The following is a 16,154-nucleotide window of genomic DNA, read 5'->3' as shown; positions in this document are numbered from 1 at the left end:
GGAATGTCAGCCGTCGCGAGCACACGCCGGCCCAATATATATGACAACGTGTGATGCCAGTCACGAATTCTGAACGAAGCCCTTGACAACATACAACCAATTGGTTGCATGTTGGGGTGGTGACCGAGAGCGACGAGGACCGGGCAGACGCCCTGTTCCACGCGCTCGCCGATCGGACCAGGCGGGACATCATGCGCCGGGTCCTGGCGGGTGAGCACTCGGTCTCGGTGCTCGCGGCGAAGTACGAGATGAGCTTCGCGGCAGTGCAAAAGCACGTCGCCGTGCTGGAGAAGGCCGGTCTGATCACCAAGCGACGCAATGGTCGTGAGCAGCTGGCGAGCGGTGACGTGGAGGCAGTGCGGTCGGTGGCGTCCATGTTGACTGAGCTGGAACACGTTTGGCGTGGACGCATCGCCCGCATCGATGAACTGATCTCATCTGATCCCAAGGAGGACTGAACCATGCCCGTTACCGATGTCCAACACGATCTCGACAATCTGACGCTGACGATCACCGCCGATTTTGCGGCGCCGGTACAGCGCATCTGGCAGGTTTACGCCGACCCGCGTCAGCTGGAGAAGGTGTGGGGTCCGCCGACCTACCCGGCGACCGTAGTGGACCACAGCCTCACTCCCGGCGGCCGCGTCACCTATTTCATGACCGGCCCGGAGGGCGACAAGCACGCGGGATACTGGGCAGTCACGGCCGTCGACGAACCGAAGAGCTTCTCCTTCGACGACGGATTCGCCGATGCGGACTTCAACCCGAATCCCGAGATGCCGGTGTCCAAGAACGTCTACACCTTTTCCGAACATGGCGGCGGCACCCGCGCCGTTTATTTGAGCACCTACGAGTCCGCCGAAGCCCTTCAGCAGGTGTTGGACATGGGCGTGGTCGAGGGCGCTTCGTCGGCCATCAACCAGATTGACGAGCTGATCGCGCCCTGACCGGCTGGGAAACCACTTGTCGCGATACAGGATCCGGGCCGACCTCGGCGTCGTAGTCTCAGGTATGCGTCTGCCAAGGGGTCTCGCCGGGGTAACTGTCAGTGTCGTGTTGGCCGTAGCAGTCGCGGGCTGCACGACAACCACAGGTACCCCGGTGGCGCAAAGGACCAGCGCTGTGGCCTCCGGCAGTGCCTCGACCGAACCGTCTCGCACGTCGGCCGAGACATCCGAAGCGCCGGAGCCAACCGGCGCACCGGTCGGTACCGCGGTCATGAAGGTTCTCGGTGGGAGCGCTCCGGTGACGATCCGCTACCGGATCAACGGCGGTGCGGAGCAAACCGAATCCGATGTCACGCTGCCGTGGGAAAAGCAGTACTCCGTCTACGAGAAGGTGGAGTCAGAGGTTGCCGCCGATGGCGGGAGTGCGGCGCTGACCTGCACGATCACGATGGATGGCGACAAGCTGGTGTCGTTCAAGACCGAGGTGAGGCCCGTCTGCAACTTCTCCTACTGGGGTTAGCGCCGGGCCGGCGCGCATCCCGCGAGCCGGCTACCGGTGCCGTCCGGCCGTCGCTGCGACGGGGCGTGACTCGGCTTCGTTCTCCTCGGCGTTGCGATCAGGCGCCAGCATGACGGCGGTGATCGGGACGACGAGCGCGAGCAGGCCGATCACGAAGACCGGGAACAGGAACGAGAACACTTCGGGCCCACCGGGAACCGGCATCGTGTGATCGACATCGACGCGGACGGCCGCCATTCCGGTGTAGTGCATGCCGACGACGGCGACGCCCATCACCAGGCCGGCCACGAATCGCAGACCGCGCGATTCGAGGACAAGGGTGAACCACAGCGCGGCCGTGGCGGCGACGACGGCGATCACGAAGGACAGGACGACAAGGGTGGTGTCATAGGTCATGGTGCCCTGCATCTGGACTGCCCACATGCCGGTGTAGTGCATCATGGCGACGGCGAGGCCGGTGATGACACCGCCGGCGAGCAGTCGCCGCAGATCGAAGCTGCGGCCGATGGTGATCAGCCCGACGAACACCGCGGCGATCGCGATCACGGCCGATGCGACCGTCCAGCCGAGGTGGTAGCGGACCATGCTGTTGGGGATGGCGAAGCCGAGCATCGCGATGAAGTGCATGAGCCAGACGCCCACGCCGCCGATGGCGATCGAGGCCATCAGCAACCAGCGGAGGCGATCTCGTCCATTGGTCGCCGTTGCACCGCAACGCGTGCACGCCAAACCCACGACCGATCCGGTCACCGAGACGATGTACGCCAGAAACAGCAGCCAGAGGCCCATGTCGAAATGATGTACTTGGTGGTTCATGTTGGGGTTCCTCGAGACTGTGGGACTGGCGGGCGGTGGATCTAGTGCGCTGTGGTCGGGAGGCGTTCCAGCGCAAACGAGGTGATGGCGATCAACGCGTTCTTCGCTGAATCACGTTGCCGTGCGTCGACGCGGATGATCGGTACGTTCGGCGACACGGACATCGCCTCACGTAGCTCTTCGATGGTGTGGGTCGGTGAGTCGTCGAACTCGTTGACGGCGACCAGGAACGGCAGGCTGCGGGCCTCGAAGAAGTCGACGGCGGCGAAGCTGTCCTCGAGCCGGCGGGTGTCGACCAGCACCACGGCGCCGATCGCGCCATGAACCAGGTCGTCCCACATGAACCAGAACCGCCGTTGCCCCGGTGTGCCGAACAGGTACAGCACGAGGTCATCTGAGATTGTGATGCGGCCGAAATCCATGGCAACCGTGGTGGTTTCCTTGCCGGGGATCGCTTCGAGGTCGTCATGGCCCTGCGATGCGTTCGTGACGAGGGCCTCGGTGCGCAACGGCACGATCTCCGACACGGCACCGACGAACGTGGTCTTGCCGACGCCGAAGCCGCCGGCAATCACGATCTTCGTCGACGACACGGTGGTGCCGGAGTCAGAGTGCGCGTAAACCACTGAGGGTCCTTTCGATCAGTAGGCGCCGTTCTGCAACGGTCGAGTGGTCGGTCAATGTGGCGTGAACCCGGAGGTGGCCGCTGTCCACCAGATCGCTCACCAGCACCCGGGCCACGCCGATCGGCAGGCCCGCGTGGGCCGAGATCTCCGCGATCGACGGTCGGCTGCTGCACAGCCGGACGATGACGGCGGGTATATCGCCTGGTGCGCAGTCGAGTTCACCTGAAGGCAGCAAAGCCTCCACCGGAGCTTCGATCGGGATCTCGACCCGAGCCCGGGTGCGTCCGCCGGTCAGCGTGTACGGCCGGGCGCGGCTGGCGGTCTGCTTCTGCTCGGGTCTGTCCATGCTGAGCGTCATCGAGCTGCATGGGTGGCGCGCGGGGTCGCCTCCACGGTCTTGCCGACCCGGTCGACGAGCAGGGCCATCTCGTACCCCACCTGTCCGATGTCGCACGAGATCGACGCCAGGGTGGCGAGATACGAGCCGTTGCCGACGCCCATCAACAGCAGGAAGCCGTCGTCCATCTCGACGATCGACTGGCGCACGTTGCCGGCTTCGAACAAGCGGGCCGCACCGGACGACAGGCTCGCCAAACCCGATGTCACGGCAGCCAATTGCTCGGCACGGTCTGCCGGCAGGTGGGAGTTCGAGGCCATCAACAGCCCGTCGGCCGACACCAGGATCGCGTGTGTCACACCGGGCACGTCACGGACGAAGTTGGACACGAACCAGTCGAGGGTGCCGGAGGTGCCTGACGGCGTTGCAGCAGACCCCGCGGACCGATCGTGTGATTGCGTGCCGGTGTTCATCGATCTCCTTCGATTCGGCGGTGTGCTGCGTCGGTTTCGGCTCGGCCCCTGCGAACGCCGGCGAGTTGTCGGCTCAGGATGTCGCGGATCGCGGCGGGATCGTTGGCCCCGTTGGCCGGGGCCTGGGGTTCTGATCTTGCCTCATCGGGCACCAGGCGCGCTCCACGTTCGCGAATCGGAAGTCCGGATGCGGTGTGCCGCTTCGGTTCTTGTTCGACGGCCTTTGCTGCAGCTGCCCAGCCGGCGTCGGCGGCGCTGGACCACACCCGGTTGCGGGATTCGGGCGCGGTGGGATCCATCAGCCACTCCGAGGCCATCCGCTCGAAGATCGGCGAACTCTCCAAACTCTCCGCCTCGATGCGCGGTTGCTCGGATTCGGTAGCCGGTTCGGGTGCGCCGGCACCCGGGGCGGAAGTCCCGGAGGTGAAGTACGAAAGCGGATTGCCGCGCGGCGGACGGTCGGGTTCCTCGGCAGCTGCCGAAGACGCCGGAGCGGGGGTGGGGGGTGTCTTCGGCGCAGCGGGAGTGCCGGCGGGAGACCCGTTGACGCCGCTGGCCCCGGGCGAGCGTTTCGGAAGCCCGTTGACAGTGGTCCGGGCCACCGGAGCCGGTTCGTGATCCGAGGTTGCCGGTGAGCCGTCGGACTCGGCGAAGGCTTCGGTGGCGGTGCTCGTGAGTGCATTCCGCCCGTCTTCGGCGGTCCGCGGTCGCGACTCGTTGAACGAGCCGTTGCGCAGGTCGTCGAGCGACTCGTTCATTCCGATCGGTGAGACCAGCGTGCCGGGTAGATGCACACTCGCCGTCACGCCGGGCCGATCGGTCAACGCCGAGGTGGTCCGCAGCCGCACCGTGGCCTCATGACGCCGGGCCAACCGGCCGACCACGAAAAGCCCCATCCGCTTGGCGGTTTCGGAGGTCACCTCGCCGCCGAGCGCAAGGCGTTCGTTCGCGGCGGTCAAGTCCTCCTTGGACATGCCGAGTCCCCGGTCGGCCACCTCGACCAGCAGGCCGGCGTCGACCGCGCGTCCCACGGTGACCAATACCGGCGCATCCGGAGGCGAGTAGCGCAGCGCGTTGTCGAGCAGCTCGGCGATCAGGTGGCCGATATCGCCGGCGGCCGAGCCCGCGATCGACACGTCGGCCAGGTGTCCGACCTGCACTCGGCGGTACTCCTCGACCTCGGACATCGCGGCGCGCAGCAGGTCGGGTAGCGCGACGGGCGCCGACGTGCGGTGGCGTTCGACGGTATCGGCGAGGACGAGGAGATTGTCGCCGTTGCGGCGCATGCGCGTTGCGAGGTGATCGAGACGGAAGAGGTGATCCAGCCGCGCCGGATCCTCCTCGTCGAGCTCCAGCGTCTCGATGAGGGCCAGCTGTTCTTCGACGAGTGAGCGGCTTCGGCGGGACAGCGTTTCGAACATGTCGCCGATCTGCAAGCGGACGCCGTGCTCGCTGGCCAGTCGGACAGCCTGGGAGTGGATGTCGTCGATCGCGCGCGCGAGCTGGCCGACCTCTTCATCGGTGCGGAACGGCAGTGGCTGGATTTCAGGTATGCCACCGCCCTTGCTGAGTCGCTCGATCTCTTCGGGTAGCGCGACCTGCGCCACCTGAAGCGCGCCCTGGCGCAGCCGGCCGATCGACCGGATGAGTGAGCGGCCGACGGCGAGGGCGAAGACCAGGGCGGCCAGCACCGCACCGAGGATGATCGCGGTGTCACGCAGGGCGTCGGATCGCAGGGTGTTGGCGCGGTGGTGCAATGTGCCGTCGAGGTCGGAGGACAGGTCCTGCGTCATCGCGCGGTACCTGTCGACGCTCGCCCGCATCGACTCGGTGAACGCGGGCGCACGCACGCTGTCACCGTCGGGCCGGGTGTAGGTGTCGCGACGAACGTCGGATTCCCTGGACAGAGTCGTGGCCTCGTCCGTGGCCGTCAGCCGGTTGAGCCGATCGATCGCGGCCGCTTCTGCGCCCGCCGCGTCGGCTGCCTCGGTGCGCAGCTCATCCGAATCGGCGAAGTCGGGGGCGGCGATCAGTATCCGCTGCGTCGTCAATGCGCGTTGCGCCGCGAGAGCGTCCACGAGCTGATCTGCGAGCGGGCGCACGGTGCGGTCGTCCACGGTCGCGGTGGTCGACGCGATCGCGGAGACGACGCCGGAGGCCACGTTCTGCGCGCGCTCGGCGATCACCCGCTGGGGCATCGGCCCGGATTTGATGTCGTCACGCAATGTCTTGGCGGTGGAGGATGCTGTCGTCAGCTCGCTCGCGACGGTCGAGTCGAACTCGGCGGACTTGATCAGGGCGTCGAGGGCCTTGGCGCTCTGGTCGAATTGTGCGAGCGGTTCGTCGATGGGTACACCCGAGGCGGCGGCGTACGCCAGGCTGTCGATCCGGTCGACCAGCTCCACTGCGGGGACCACGATCACTGCGTTGTCGGACGCGACGTTGAGCCGCGATGCGGCCGACAATTCGTTGTAGATACGGACTGCGCCGAACGTCGCCGCGAGGAGGATCGGCAACACCAGGGTCGCCGCCACTTTCCACCGCAGCGGCCAACTCTCGATCGACGCGCGAGACGCCCGAGCCACGGTCGGACGCGCATGTTCTCCGACGCTCGGATCATCTGCATCCACAGCCGTACCACCCTTCACCGAGCTTATTGACGTTCTGGCAGGCGTGCTCGGCCACGGGACAGGTTAAAGGATAGGTAACGATTCTGCATCGACGGGGCTAACGGCGGCGCGTTCGCTGGCGCACTTCCTTAATTTATGTAGTCGCCTACATGCAGGTTTCTTGCGAATGTAAGAAGATGCCGCAATTCTTGTGGACGCTCCCGACGGATGGCCGGGGCGAGGCGGTGAATCCGGTAGCTGGAACCCTCGGCGGCGACGATGGGACCCCCGGACGCAGACCGAGCAGCGCGTCGGTTGTGATCGGCACTCGACGACCCGCCGTATATACGGCAAACCAGAGGCCGGTTACCAGGCGGGCCGTCGCGCCGCATCGGTGGACCTCTCGGGAGATCTGCGCCGACTCTCCGAGTCTCGTAAGTGGCGGCCCGGTTCACGTGGGGCGGGACCGCGATAATTGACGGAATCCGCTGCACTGTGAGGTGATTCGTGGCCACCGCCTTCGGTGGGTGTCGCCGGTCCAGCGTTGGGCCGGGCCGGCGTCCTCCAGGGTCGCCGCGTTGCGTTCCTGCGACCCGACCGGCATGCAGGGCTGTTGCGTCGCCGTGACGCACTTCGGCTTGCCCAAGCAGTCACAGCAAACAATGTCAAATTCAGGAATGTGAATTACGTCTCTGTTCAAGCTCTTTGGATGTGTAAAAGACGTTTAAGAGGGATCCTTAAGGAGTCCACGGCCAACTCGATGCACCGTCTCAGCTTGGCCGAGCACGCTTGGCACTCAGTATGAAGTGTCGTGAAGCTCCGCTGGAGGTCATTGAACATGGCGACAAAAGCTGCCGGCTCGACGGTTATCGAGTTGGCGACGCACCCATTGTGGTGTTCGTCGCAGCGGTACGCCCGTGAGCTGGCCGCGGCCAAGCGCAGACACCCGTCGTCCTATCGGGCTGACGAACAGGGCGACGGGCTCGAGGTGGAGTCCCAGCGTCCGTCGCAGTCCGGGCTGCGAACCACCGCCCTGGTGACGCCTCTGGCGTGCGCTCGGGTCCTCACATTGCATACCGCCGGCGGCGAGGTCGCTGCCGACTGACCGTCTACTCGGCCGTGTTCGCCGTTTGACGGCCACCGTGGCCGAACCGTGACGAACGCTTGACCGAATTGTCTACGTGTGACTACACATTCGGACAGCTGCGGGCCCATACGATGACATCGTTCAAGATCATGGGGGCATCGCAGAGAGATCGGTTTGATGCGCGCGGTTTTTCAGGGTGTTCTCGTGCTGGTCGTCGTCGCCACGACCTACTTCTCCGGGGGTAGCAACAGCGTCGATACGGCAGCGGTGAGTCTTCCGCTGACGTCGACCATCGAATCGATCGCGCCGGCCGACGGCGCCGTCGTGGGTGTGGGTCATCCGGTGGTGGTCACGTTCAAGAACCCGGTCACCAACCGCCCCGTTGTCGAACGTGCCCTCGGGCTCAAGTCGACACCGGCACGTGCGGGCACCTACGAGTGGCTCGACGCCAATGTCGTGTCGTGGAAACCGGCCGAGTTCTGGCCGGCGCACAGCACCGTGATGTTGTCAGTGGGCGGTATGCGGACCGAATTCCAAACGGGCCCAGCCGTTATCGGTGTCGCAGACATCTCCGAGCACACCTTCACCGTGACCATCGACGGAATCGGTGAAGAGCCGCCGATCGATCTGCCGGCGCCGCACCACCTGCCGCACGCCGGCGAAGCGGGTGTGCTGCTGGCGTCCCTGGGCCGTCCGGAATATTCAACCCCGGTCGGCACATACACCGTTCTGGGGAAAGACCGCACCGTGAAGATGGACTCGAGCAGTGTCGGTATACCCGTCGATGCTCCTGACGGATACCTTCTCGACGTGGACTACGCGGTCCGCTTCACCGAGCGTGGTCTGTTCGTGCATTCGGCGCCGTGGGCCGTGCCGTCGATGGGGCTGGACAACACGAGCCACGGCTGTATCAGCCTGATCCCGGCCGCCGCCGAGTGGTACTTCAACACGGTGCACATCGGTGATCCGGTGATCGTCCAGGAATAGCGAATCCTGCTGCGGGGCTGGCCAAAAGCGCGAAAACCAGGTACCCCGTAGCACCCGTGACATCCCAAGGCACGCAAAAGGCGCCCGGCTCGTGAGCCGGGCGCCTTTCGTAATGCCAGTGGATGGACTAGCCACCGGCTCCGTCCGCGGGACCGGGCAGCGTCGGCGTGCCGGCGACCGGACCTCCGCCGGGTGACACGGTCGGCACACCCTTACCGGTCGCGGTGCCGGCCGCTATGACGACCGGAGCAGCGATAGGCGCTGCGGGCACGGGAGCGGCAGCCGGCACGACTGGCACCGGTGGCGGTGCCAGAGGAACCGGCGGAACGCCTATCGGGGGCGGCGCCAGCGGCACTGGAGGAGGTACCACCGGTGGCGGCGCCAGGGGTACCGGAGGAACGGCGGCGGGAGCAATGCCCGCGGCTTCCACTGCCGGAGCGGCGCACACCGGTGCGCCGGGCGCTGCGCCGGCCGCGTCAACGCATTTGTATCCGCCCGTCTTGAGTGGCAGCGCCGCTGCGTACGGGCTCAGTGCCACCGCGGCGGCCACTGCGGTCAGGCAGATTCCCGCGCTGACAGCAGCCTTGACTGTGATGTGGGCAAAGGTGGTCATCCCCGATCGACTCCCTTTTTTCGTGCTGAAATTACATCGATGGAAATTGGGTCGAGCGCAACCGTAGAACTGCCCGATACCGGTGTCCATACAAGTTCTCAGATGGTTGCGGGGATGACGCGTGAGCGAGCCGCACTCGTGACCACATCGTTTCCAAACGCCGGCGTCCGCCGTGATATGGAAGGTGCGGCGTCGACGCAAACCGTGCGTCAGAGCGTCATTTTCGCAAACATCACTGGCCGAGCTGCATCAGAATGCCCTTGGCCGCAAGCTGTTCGAAGCTATAGCTGAACTCGCCACGACGTCCGACCGAAAGGACGTAGCGATCCTGACCTTCGGTCAGTGGCACGGTGAAGGAGAAGGTGCAGTTGGCGTCACCGCTCTTACCTGGCCCGAGGGTGGTGGTGGCCAGGACCTCGCCTTTGCCGTTCTTGACGGTGACGGGAGTAGCGGGATTGACGTCGGCGTATCCGTTTGCGCCCTGGCATTTTGCTCCGTCGGAGACGATGCCCTCCGCCCCGGAATTGTCGGTGAGTACGAAAGTGCCCGTGACGTCGGCCTTTTCGAGGATCCGGAAGCCCTGGGAGAAATGCGGACAGAAGGTGTCGACCGCGATCTTGTCGGCGAGCAGACCTTGCTGCGGTTCGCCGTCTTCCAGCCGGCGGCAAACCTGCCGTCCGTGGGCGACGGCGTTGGCGTCTGAATTGAACTGATCGCTGAGCCCGGAATCCTTCAGTGCGTTGAGATATCCGGCTTCGGGCGCGGGTGGCGGCCTGCGGCCCGCCACCATCAAGATCCAGACCACGGCCGCGGTCATCACGATGATCGTCGCCGCGGCGGTGGTCCCCAGCCAGGTCGCCCTGATGCCCGACGTCTTCAGTTCGAGGTAGTCGGGCAGCATCCGCCCACCATCCGGATCGGTCGATGCTCTTCTGCCGTCACGTACCCGATTCGTCGGATGCCCGGTGATGAAGTAGCGGCCTTCGTGGCGCGCGGTGGGGTCCGGGCGCCACCCGGTGGACGCGGACCCGTGGATCTGCCCACAGCGACTGCAGGTGTCGGCATCATCGAGTGGTGATCCGCAATACGGGCAGGTCATAGCGAGCGATCCGCCACCGGCAATCGACAACGGTTCGTCGGCGTCATCGTCGGGCCATCTGTCATCACTACCCGTTATATGCCGGTCGGTTCGGTTACACAGCGGGCCGCTGATATTGGCTGTGGGAAATGCCGCGGTGAGGGTCGTATACCGTGCTAGCCATGACACGGGTGACGGTGATCACAGGCGGCGCGGGCGGCATGGGACTGGCTACGGCCAAGGTCGTCGGTAGGGAACAGACAGTGGTGTTGTGCGATGTCCGGCAGGAGCGCCTTGACGACGCAGCCACCGCCCTCGGGGACGTGGGGATCGCCGCCAGAATCGTCAACGCCGATGTCACCGACCGGGCCGCGGTCGACCGGTTGTTGGAGACCGCGGCCGGCCTGGGCACCGTCAGCGCGGTCATCCATACGGCCGGGGTCAGTCCCAGCATGGGCGATGCCGATTACGTGATGAGGACCAACGCTCTGGGCACATTGCAGGTGAACGAGGCGTTTTTCGCCACCGCGGCCGAAGGCGCGGCGATCGTCAACGTGGCATCTATGGCGGCGCACCTGCTGCCCGAGGAGGTCATCCCGGTGCAGCAGTTTCCGCTGGCGCTGCAGGACCAGGACCGGTTCCTCACCGAAATGCTGGCCGCGTGCAGCATGGCTCCCCAAGACATGCGCTCAGGATTTTCCTATGCGATCAGCAAGGCCTTCGTGAAGTGGTACAGCTCGTCACAGGCTGAGCGGTTCAACGCCCGCGGCATCCGGATCGTTTCGATTTCCCCGGGCTCCGTAGACACCGAGATGGGCCGGTTGGAGGAACAGGCCGGCGCGGGCGCGATGGTGGCCGATGCCGCCGTTCCGCGATGGGGCAAGGCCGAAGAGATGGCCGATCTCCTGGCCTACTGCGCCAGCGATCGGGCGGGTTACCTCACCGGCACGGACATCCTCAACGATGGCGGCGTCGTCGCCTCGATGCGGGAGCGGGCCCGGCTGGCCGCCGCAGGCGGTTAGTCAGCCGAACTCCAGCAGCGTGTAGGCGCCGCGGAACTGCTTGGTGGGCCGGAACTGCCAGAACGCCGGGAATGCGGTGCGGAAGAACCACCCGCGTCCGCTGGGCATCGGCAGATCATGCACGGCTTTGATACCGGGCACCGTGTGGGCCAGGTTCGCCAGTTCGGCCGGTGACATGCTGAACGGCATCGGCGGCACGCGGTAGTGCCGTGAAGACCGCATGCCCTTGGGCGCGAACTTCTTCACCAGTACAGGCGGCAGATCGAAGATCATCTGGCCCCCGGGAAAACGCTTCGCGCACTCGGTGATCAGGCCCACTGCCTCCTCGGGCTGCAGGTACATCAAGAGGCCTTCCGCGGTGATGAAGACACCGTCGGAGGCGTCCACCCCGTCCATCCAGCTGTAGTCCAGCGCTGACTGGGCCCGGGCGGCGATCCGGTCGGAGGTGGGCAGAAGCTGCCCGCGCAGTTCGACGATCGGCGGGAAATCTACGGTCAGCCAACGGAACCGGGCGCCGGGCAGCGCGGCGTCGAGTCGCCAGAAACTGGTTTGCAGACCTTCGGCCAACGCGACCACCGTGGCGGACGGGTGTTTGCTCAGGTACTGCAGGGCAGCCTTGTCGAAGGCCAGCGAGCGTAAGGCCATCTCCTGGCCGGTCCGGCGGCCGAACTTGTCGAAGTCACAGTCGATGGAATCGGCCAATTGGACGGCCATGGCATCATCGATGATGGGGTGGGGATGGCGGGCCTGAGCAGCCCGGCCGTTCAGGGTCAGCAGTGCGGTTTCCGAAACGCCGGTCAGGGTGCTGACCCCGACCCGCTTGGGGACCTTCTCGTCGTCCGCGTGCATCACCAGTGCAACGGTACCGGCGGATGCGGAGTCGACAACTCATCGTGGAGTTGGGATCGCTTGTGGTGGGTACCCGTCGAGCGCCACGCGTTTTACACAGGAGATGCCATTTGATTCGTAAGTTCAAGCAGGTCAACGGAAAAGACGACGGCGCCAGTATGGGCCGTCGTGCCGCGTTCAAGCTGTCGCTGCTGATCACCGCGGGTCTGTCGGTGGCCAGGGCGCCGCGGGCCGATGCGCAGATCGACGGCCACGGGGCCCGCTGGTCACCTGAGCGGGCGCACCGCTGGTACGCCGAGCAGGGTTGGCTGGTCGGCGCCAACTTCATTCCGTCGAACGCGGGCAATCAGCTGGAGATGTTCCAGCCCGAAACCTATGACCTGCAGCGGATCGACAGCGAGTTACGCATCGCCCGGTTGGCCGGGTTCAACACTGTGCGCGTCTTCCTGCACGACCAGCTGTGGGCCCAGGACCGCATCGGCTTTCAGAGTCGGCTGGCCCAATTCGTTGCTCTTTCCGCCAGCCACGGCATCAAACCGCTGTTCGTGCTGTTCGACTCCTGCTGGGATCCGTTTCCCCGGTTGGGGCGCCAGCGGCGGCCACGGCCCGGGATACACAACTCGGTGTGGGTGCAGGGTCCGGGTGCGCAGAACCTGGACGATCACCGGTACCGGCGAACGTTGCGTGAGTATGTCGTCGGCGTGATCAGCCAGTTCCGTCGTGACGAGCGGGTGCTGGGGTGGGACCTGTGGAATGAGCCGGACAATCCGTCGGCGACCTACCGTGACGTGGAACGGCAGGACAAGGTCGCCCTGATCGAAGAGCTGCTGCCGCAGGTCTTCGGCTGGGCCCGGTCGGTCAATCCCGTACAACCGTTGACCAGCGGTGTGTGGGACGGCCCGTGGGCTGACCCGTTGGCGCGTAGTCGGATGGCGACACTCCAGCTCGACCTCTCCGATGTGCTGACCTTCCACAGCTACGACGAACCGGCCGGTTTCGAGGCCCGGATCGGTGAGCTGGCACCGATGGGCCGTCCGATCATGTGCACCGAATATCTGGCGCGAGGCGAGGGCAGCACCATCGAGGGTGTGCTGCCCATCGCCAAACGACTCAACGTCGGCGCCTACAACTGGGGTCTGGTGGCGGGTAAGACGCAGACCTACCTGCCCTGGGACTCCTGGGACCGCCCGTACCGAACACCGCCGCCGCTGTGGTTCCATGACTTGTTCCATGCTGATGGTCGGCCCTACCGCGACGGTGAGGTCCGCACGATCCGGAAGCTGACCGGACGGCCGTACCCCTGACGACGGGATTGTCATGACGGGTGAGAAGCGCACCGCGCTGGCACTGTGGTTGTTCTCCCTGGCGTTGCTGTTCACCGCATGCTCGACACCGGACGCCACGTCCCCCGGGGACAGGTCGTCGGGAGATCAGGTCTCCGCGGCGAAGGCCGCCGAGTTCGGCGACGTCGCTCTGCCCGGGGGAGCCGAGGTGTTGGACACAGATTCAGACTCGGGCATCGACACCCGCTACCGGTTGGCGTTGCGGATGAACGCCGCACAGTTACGGGAGTTGTTGTCGCAGTTCAAAGAACAGCCCCAGGCCTCGGAGATTCCCCGCACCACACCGGTGATCGCCGGACCGCAGTTGTCCGATGCGCCGAATCCGCTGTATGCCCAGGATCGGGTCACCACCAAGGCCGGGCGGACGGTGTACCGCGACATCATCGTCGACGAGCGGTCGCCCGATGAGGTGTACGTGCATCTGTCGATATTTACCACCTGAGCGGTGACCTCAGCGGCCCATGCGGCTGACATCAGCGATGGCGGCGACGAAATGTTCCGGTGCTTCCTGGGGCACGTTGTGCCCGATGCCGTCCAGGACGCGGTGTTCGTAGGGCCCGGTGTAGAGCGCGCGGTACCCGGACCCGTCCTTGGCCGCACCGTCGAAGTCGGAGCCGATCGTGATGGTCGGCACGGTGACGGGCGGCTTTCCGGCCAGCCGTGCTTCCTCGGCGTCGTAGCGGGCTTCGCCGGGAGCCAGGCTGAGCCGCCAACGGTAGTTGTGCACCACGATGTCGACATGGTCGGGATTGTCGAACGCTGCAGCGGACAGCTCGTAGGTGGAATCGTCGAAGTGCCACAGCGGTGAGGCCTTGGTCCAGATCAGCCGGTTGAACTCTCGGGTGTTCTGGCGGTAGCCGAGTTCACCGCGCGGGGTGGCGAAGTAGTACTGGTACCACCAACCCAATTCGGCCTCCGGCGCCAGCGGCTTGAGGTTGGCGGCCAGGTTGACGGTGATGTAGCCGCTCACTGCGACCAGTCCTGCACAGCGTTGCGGCCAGAGTGCGGCAACGTTGTTGGCGGTGCGCCCACCCCAGTCGTATCCGCCGAGCACGGCGTCGGGGATGTCGAGCGCGTCCATCAGCGCGATGACGTCCTGGGCCAACGCCGCCTGCTGGCCGTTGCGCACGGTGCCGGCGGAGCGGAACGTGGTCGAGCCGAACCCGCGCAGGTAGGGCACGATGACGCGGAAGCCCTTCTCGGCGAGCAGCGCCGAGGCGTCGGCGTAGCTGTGGATGTCGTAGGGCCAGCCGTGCAGCAGGATCACCGGAGGCCCGTCGGCCGGCCCGGCTTCGGTATATCCGACGTTGAGATCGCCTGCGTCGATCTGTTTCACCGGGTTCAGGGTGTGCGTCGGTTTCGCGGGGATCCCGGCCGGCGATCCCGACGACGGTGCCGGAGTGGCGGGTGTGCCGCAGGCCGCCAGTGTCGCCGCCCCGGCGGCGGCCGCCGTGAGGAAGCCGAAATTCCTTCTGCTCAAACCGTTCACCGTTGCTGCTCCTTGTCGCCGGCTCATACCGTCCATTCCACCGTCGTTCGTCCATCAAGTCCAACGATTGGATCTGATCAGCCCCATCGACAACATAGATAGGATGACACGGTGGAGTTACGACAGATCGAACACTTCATCGCAGTGGCCGGCGAGCTGAGCTTCACCCGCGCCGCCGAACGCGCGCATGTCGTGCAGTCGGCACTGTCGACGTCGATCGCGAAGCTGGAGCGCGAACTCGGCGTGGAATTGTTCGACCGGTCGCGGCAACGGATCAGCCTCACCGCCGCGGGGGAGTCGTTCCGGCCCCACGCCTATGAGGTGTTGCACGCAGCTCGTGCGGCCACCGAATCTGCCGGTCAGTTCCGCGGGGCTCTCATGGGCACAGTCGAATTCGGTTCGCTGATCTCGTATGGGCCGGTCAATGTCGCCGGTGCGCTCGGCGATTTTCACCGGGCCCACCCGTTCGTGCGGCTGCGGTTGCGGTTGAGCCAATCGGGCGCGTCGGCCTACCTGGCGGCTCTGCTGGAGGGCTCGCTGGATCTGGCCCTGGTATCGCTGCCCAACCGGTTCCCGGCACAGCTGGACATGAAGCTGCTGTTCGAGGAGCCGATGGTGTTCGTGTGCCGTGACGACCATGGCTTGGCGCGCCGTCGTCGCCTCGATCTGGGTGATCTGGCCGGCGAGGACCTCGTCGGATTCCCACCCGAATTCGGGCTCCGGCGCCTGATGGACGAGGCGTTCCACCGCGCCGGTGTGCAACCGCAGACACAGTACGAGGTCCCGGCCGGATTCGCCGCGATCGCCGAACTCGTCGGCAACGGTCTGGGCACGTCCTTCATGCCGGCGTCCGAGGCGCGGCGCTTCGGTGATCTGCGGGCTGTTGCGTTGCGCGACCCGGTGCTGTGGCAGGTCTATCTCGCCGCACCGCCGGCGGTCCGGATGACACCGGCTGCGGCGCGGCTGGCCGAAACTCTGCTCGCCGCAGCGGCTTCGGCGCGCTAGCGGGCCAGCGGGCTGTAGAACACCAGGCCGTTGCCCTTGTTGTCGTAGACCACGGCTCGGCGCTCGTGGGCATCGTCATACGGGTGCTTGATGATTCCGCCGCCACTGGCCTCGATGGCCTTGGCGGCACCGTCCACGTCGGCGGTCTTGATCCCGACGACCACCTGCCCGGGGATCGGGTGGTCCACCGCGGTGGCCAGGGCCAGAGTGAGGGATCCACCGTCGAGGGCGGCGAAGTGGGCGCCGTCGCGGAACTTCAGCGCCATTCCCAAGGTCTCGCTGTAGAACCGGATCGACTCATCCAGATCGTCGGTCGACAGAATGATCATCCGCACGTCGTGGTCGCTCATGAG

General features: G+C 65.7%; 19 protein-coding genes. 9 read left to right on the top strand and 10 right to left on the bottom strand.

From position 1 onward, the window contains the following. Window positions 1-119: 119 nt before the first annotated feature. The 3 genes from ACZYZF_RS03695 to ACZYZF_RS03685 all read left to right on the top strand — a co-directional run bounded on the left by ACZYZF_RS03695 (window position 120) and on the right by ACZYZF_RS03685 (window position 1,467). A complete protein-coding gene (locus ACZYZF_RS03695; RefSeq protein WP_463834560.1) occupies window positions 120-458 on the top strand; it encodes an ArsR/SmtB family transcription factor in 339 nt (112 codons plus the stop codon). Window positions 459-461: 3 nt separating this feature from the next. Continuing rightward, window positions 462-947: an SRPBCC family protein gene (locus tag ACZYZF_RS03690; protein WP_463834559.1), complete on the top strand. Its 486-nt coding sequence runs from the start codon at window positions 462-464 to the stop codon at window positions 945-947. A gap of 175 nt (window positions 948-1,122) precedes the next feature. Next, the gene (locus tag ACZYZF_RS03685) at window positions 1,123-1,467 is read left to right on the top strand and encodes a hypothetical protein (protein WP_463743475.1); all 345 of its coding nucleotides are present in this window, start codon (window positions 1,123-1,125) and stop codon (window positions 1,465-1,467) included. 30 nt (window positions 1,468-1,497) lie between these two features. Here ACZYZF_RS03685 and ACZYZF_RS03680 read toward each other — a convergent pair whose 3' ends face one another. From ACZYZF_RS03680 to ACZYZF_RS03660, 5 genes are read right to left on the bottom strand one after another with little or no spacing between them, the layout of a single operon-like run. Then, on the bottom strand, window positions 1,498-2,283 hold the full coding sequence (locus ACZYZF_RS03680; protein WP_454793163.1) for an MHYT domain-containing protein: 786 nt from the start codon (window positions 2,281-2,283) through the stop codon (window positions 1,498-1,500). Window positions 2,284-2,324: 41 nt separating this feature from the next. Continuing rightward, the gene (locus ACZYZF_RS03675) at window positions 2,325-2,909 is read right to left on the bottom strand and encodes a GTP-binding protein (protein WP_463743476.1); all 585 of its coding nucleotides are present in this window, start codon (window positions 2,907-2,909) and stop codon (window positions 2,325-2,327) included. Further along, window positions 2,890-3,255 (bottom strand): DUF742 domain-containing protein, encoded by a 366-nt coding sequence (locus ACZYZF_RS03670; RefSeq protein WP_463743477.1) that lies wholly within the window; start codon window positions 3,253-3,255, stop codon window positions 2,890-2,892. The genes ACZYZF_RS03675 and ACZYZF_RS03670 overlap by 20 nt, the downstream gene beginning before the upstream one ends. Window positions 3,256-3,263: 8 nt before the next feature. Beyond that, entirely contained in the window at window positions 3,264-3,719 is a 456-nt protein-coding gene (locus tag ACZYZF_RS03665) for a roadblock/LC7 domain-containing protein (RefSeq protein ID WP_463743478.1), read from the bottom strand. Further along, on the bottom strand, window positions 3,716-6,349 hold the full coding sequence (locus ACZYZF_RS03660; RefSeq protein ID WP_463834558.1) for a sensor histidine kinase: 2,634 nt from the start codon (window positions 6,347-6,349) through the stop codon (window positions 3,716-3,718). The genes ACZYZF_RS03665 and ACZYZF_RS03660 overlap by 4 nt, the downstream gene beginning before the upstream one ends. Before the next feature lie 817 nt (window positions 6,350-7,166). On the opposite strand from ACZYZF_RS03660, the gene ACZYZF_RS03655 reads away from it, so the two are divergent. Together ACZYZF_RS03655 and ACZYZF_RS03650 are read left to right on the top strand one after the other, a co-directional pair. Further along, window positions 7,167-7,433, top strand: a complete 267-nt coding sequence (locus ACZYZF_RS03655) for a hypothetical protein (RefSeq protein WP_463834556.1) — start codon at window positions 7,167-7,169, stop codon at window positions 7,431-7,433. Window positions 7,434-7,592: 159 nt separating this feature from the next. After that, the gene (locus tag ACZYZF_RS03650) at window positions 7,593-8,402 is read left to right on the top strand and encodes a L,D-transpeptidase (RefSeq protein ID WP_463834555.1); all 810 of its coding nucleotides are present in this window, start codon (window positions 7,593-7,595) and stop codon (window positions 8,400-8,402) included. Window positions 8,403-8,529: 127 nt separating this feature from the next. Here the strand turns inward: ACZYZF_RS03650 and ACZYZF_RS03645 are convergent, their stop codons facing one another. After that, the gene (locus ACZYZF_RS03645) at window positions 8,530-9,015 is read right to left on the bottom strand and encodes a hypothetical protein (protein WP_463743482.1); all 486 of its coding nucleotides are present in this window, start codon (window positions 9,013-9,015) and stop codon (window positions 8,530-8,532) included. A gap of 232 nt (window positions 9,016-9,247) precedes the next feature. After that, window positions 9,248-10,114, bottom strand: a complete 867-nt coding sequence (locus ACZYZF_RS03640) for a DUF732 domain-containing protein (protein ID WP_463834554.1) — start codon at window positions 10,112-10,114, stop codon at window positions 9,248-9,250. 161 nt (window positions 10,115-10,275) lie between these two features. On the opposite strand from ACZYZF_RS03640, the gene ACZYZF_RS03635 reads away from it, so the two are divergent. Beyond that, window positions 10,276-11,115, top strand: coding sequence for an SDR family oxidoreductase (locus ACZYZF_RS03635; RefSeq protein WP_463834553.1), 840 nt, complete (start codon window positions 10,276-10,278; stop codon window positions 11,113-11,115). Here the strand turns inward: ACZYZF_RS03635 and ACZYZF_RS03630 are convergent, their stop codons facing one another. Next, window positions 11,116-11,964 (bottom strand): class I SAM-dependent methyltransferase, encoded by an 849-nt coding sequence (locus tag ACZYZF_RS03630; RefSeq protein ID WP_463835129.1) that lies wholly within the window; start codon window positions 11,962-11,964, stop codon window positions 11,116-11,118. A gap of 158 nt (window positions 11,965-12,122) precedes the next feature. Here ACZYZF_RS03630 and ACZYZF_RS03625 point away from each other — a divergent pair, with 158 nt between their 5' ends. Further along, entirely contained in the window at window positions 12,123-13,268 is a 1,146-nt protein-coding gene (locus ACZYZF_RS03625) for a glycoside hydrolase 5 family protein (protein WP_463835128.1), read from the top strand. A gap of 13 nt (window positions 13,269-13,281) precedes the next feature. Continuing rightward, window positions 13,282-13,749, top strand: coding sequence for a hypothetical protein (locus ACZYZF_RS03620; RefSeq protein ID WP_463834552.1), 468 nt, complete (start codon window positions 13,282-13,284; stop codon window positions 13,747-13,749). A 9-nt stretch (window positions 13,750-13,758) separates the two neighbouring features. Here the strand turns inward: ACZYZF_RS03620 and ACZYZF_RS03615 are convergent, their stop codons facing one another. Continuing rightward, a complete protein-coding gene (locus ACZYZF_RS03615; protein ID WP_463834550.1) occupies window positions 13,759-14,823 on the bottom strand; it encodes an alpha/beta fold hydrolase in 1,065 nt (354 codons plus the stop codon). Window positions 14,824-14,907: 84 nt separating this feature from the next. Here ACZYZF_RS03615 and ACZYZF_RS03610 point away from each other — a divergent pair, with 84 nt between their 5' ends. Further along, complete coding sequence (locus ACZYZF_RS03610; RefSeq protein WP_463834548.1) at window positions 14,908-15,801, top strand: LysR family transcriptional regulator; 894 nt, start codon at window positions 14,908-14,910, stop codon at window positions 15,799-15,801. On the opposite strand, the gene ACZYZF_RS03605 is transcribed toward ACZYZF_RS03610, so the two are convergent. Further along, on the bottom strand, window positions 15,798-16,151 hold the full coding sequence (locus ACZYZF_RS03605; protein WP_463743488.1) for a VOC family protein: 354 nt from the start codon (window positions 16,149-16,151) through the stop codon (window positions 15,798-15,800). The two genes, ACZYZF_RS03610 and ACZYZF_RS03605, sit on opposite strands and share 4 nt — an antisense overlap. Window positions 16,152-16,154 lie beyond the last annotated feature (3 nt).

It is taken from the genome of Mycobacterium sp. IDUB_24, assembly GCF_055419385.1.
Note: the sequence above shows the minus strand (reverse complement) of the source record. Positions and strands in the feature narration are given on the sequence as shown.

Coding starts and splice junctions, on each gene's coding strand:
- ACZYZF_RS03680 (WP_454793163.1), bottom strand. CDS start 2,283: ATGAACCACCAAGTACATCATTTCGACATGGGCCTCTGGCTGCTGTTT.
- ACZYZF_RS03630 (WP_463835129.1), bottom strand. CDS start 11,964: ATGCACGCGGACGACGAGAAGGTCCCCAAGCGGGTCGGGGTCAGCACC.
- ACZYZF_RS03645 (WP_463743482.1), bottom strand. CDS start 9,015: ATGACCACCTTTGCCCACATCACAGTCAAGGCTGCTGTCAGCGCGGGA.
- ACZYZF_RS03620 (WP_463834552.1), top strand. CDS start 13,282: ATGACGGGTGAGAAGCGCACCGCGCTGGCACTGTGGTTGTTCTCCCTG.
- ACZYZF_RS03635 (WP_463834553.1), top strand. CDS start 10,276: ATGACACGGGTGACGGTGATCACAGGCGGCGCGGGCGGCATGGGACTG.
- ACZYZF_RS03615 (WP_463834550.1), bottom strand. CDS start 14,823: ATGAGCCGGCGACAAGGAGCAGCAACGGTGAACGGTTTGAGCAGAAGG.
- ACZYZF_RS03605 (WP_463743488.1), bottom strand. CDS start 16,151: ATGAGCGACCACGACGTGCGGATGATCATTCTGTCGACCGACGATCTG.
- ACZYZF_RS03670 (WP_463743477.1), bottom strand. CDS start 3,255: ATGGACAGACCCGAGCAGAAGCAGACCGCCAGCCGCGCCCGGCCGTAC.
- ACZYZF_RS03665 (WP_463743478.1), bottom strand. CDS start 3,719: ATGAACACCGGCACGCAATCACACGATCGGTCCGCGGGGTCTGCTGCA.
- ACZYZF_RS03655 (WP_463834556.1), top strand. CDS start 7,167: ATGGCGACAAAAGCTGCCGGCTCGACGGTTATCGAGTTGGCGACGCAC.
- ACZYZF_RS03640 (WP_463834554.1), bottom strand. CDS start 10,114: ATGACCTGCCCGTATTGCGGATCACCACTCGATGATGCCGACACCTGC.
- ACZYZF_RS03650 (WP_463834555.1), top strand. CDS start 7,593: ATGCGCGCGGTTTTTCAGGGTGTTCTCGTGCTGGTCGTCGTCGCCACG.
- ACZYZF_RS03625 (WP_463835128.1), top strand. CDS start 12,123: ATGGGCCGTCGTGCCGCGTTCAAGCTGTCGCTGCTGATCACCGCGGGT.
- ACZYZF_RS03690 (WP_463834559.1), top strand. CDS start 462: ATGCCCGTTACCGATGTCCAACACGATCTCGACAATCTGACGCTGACG.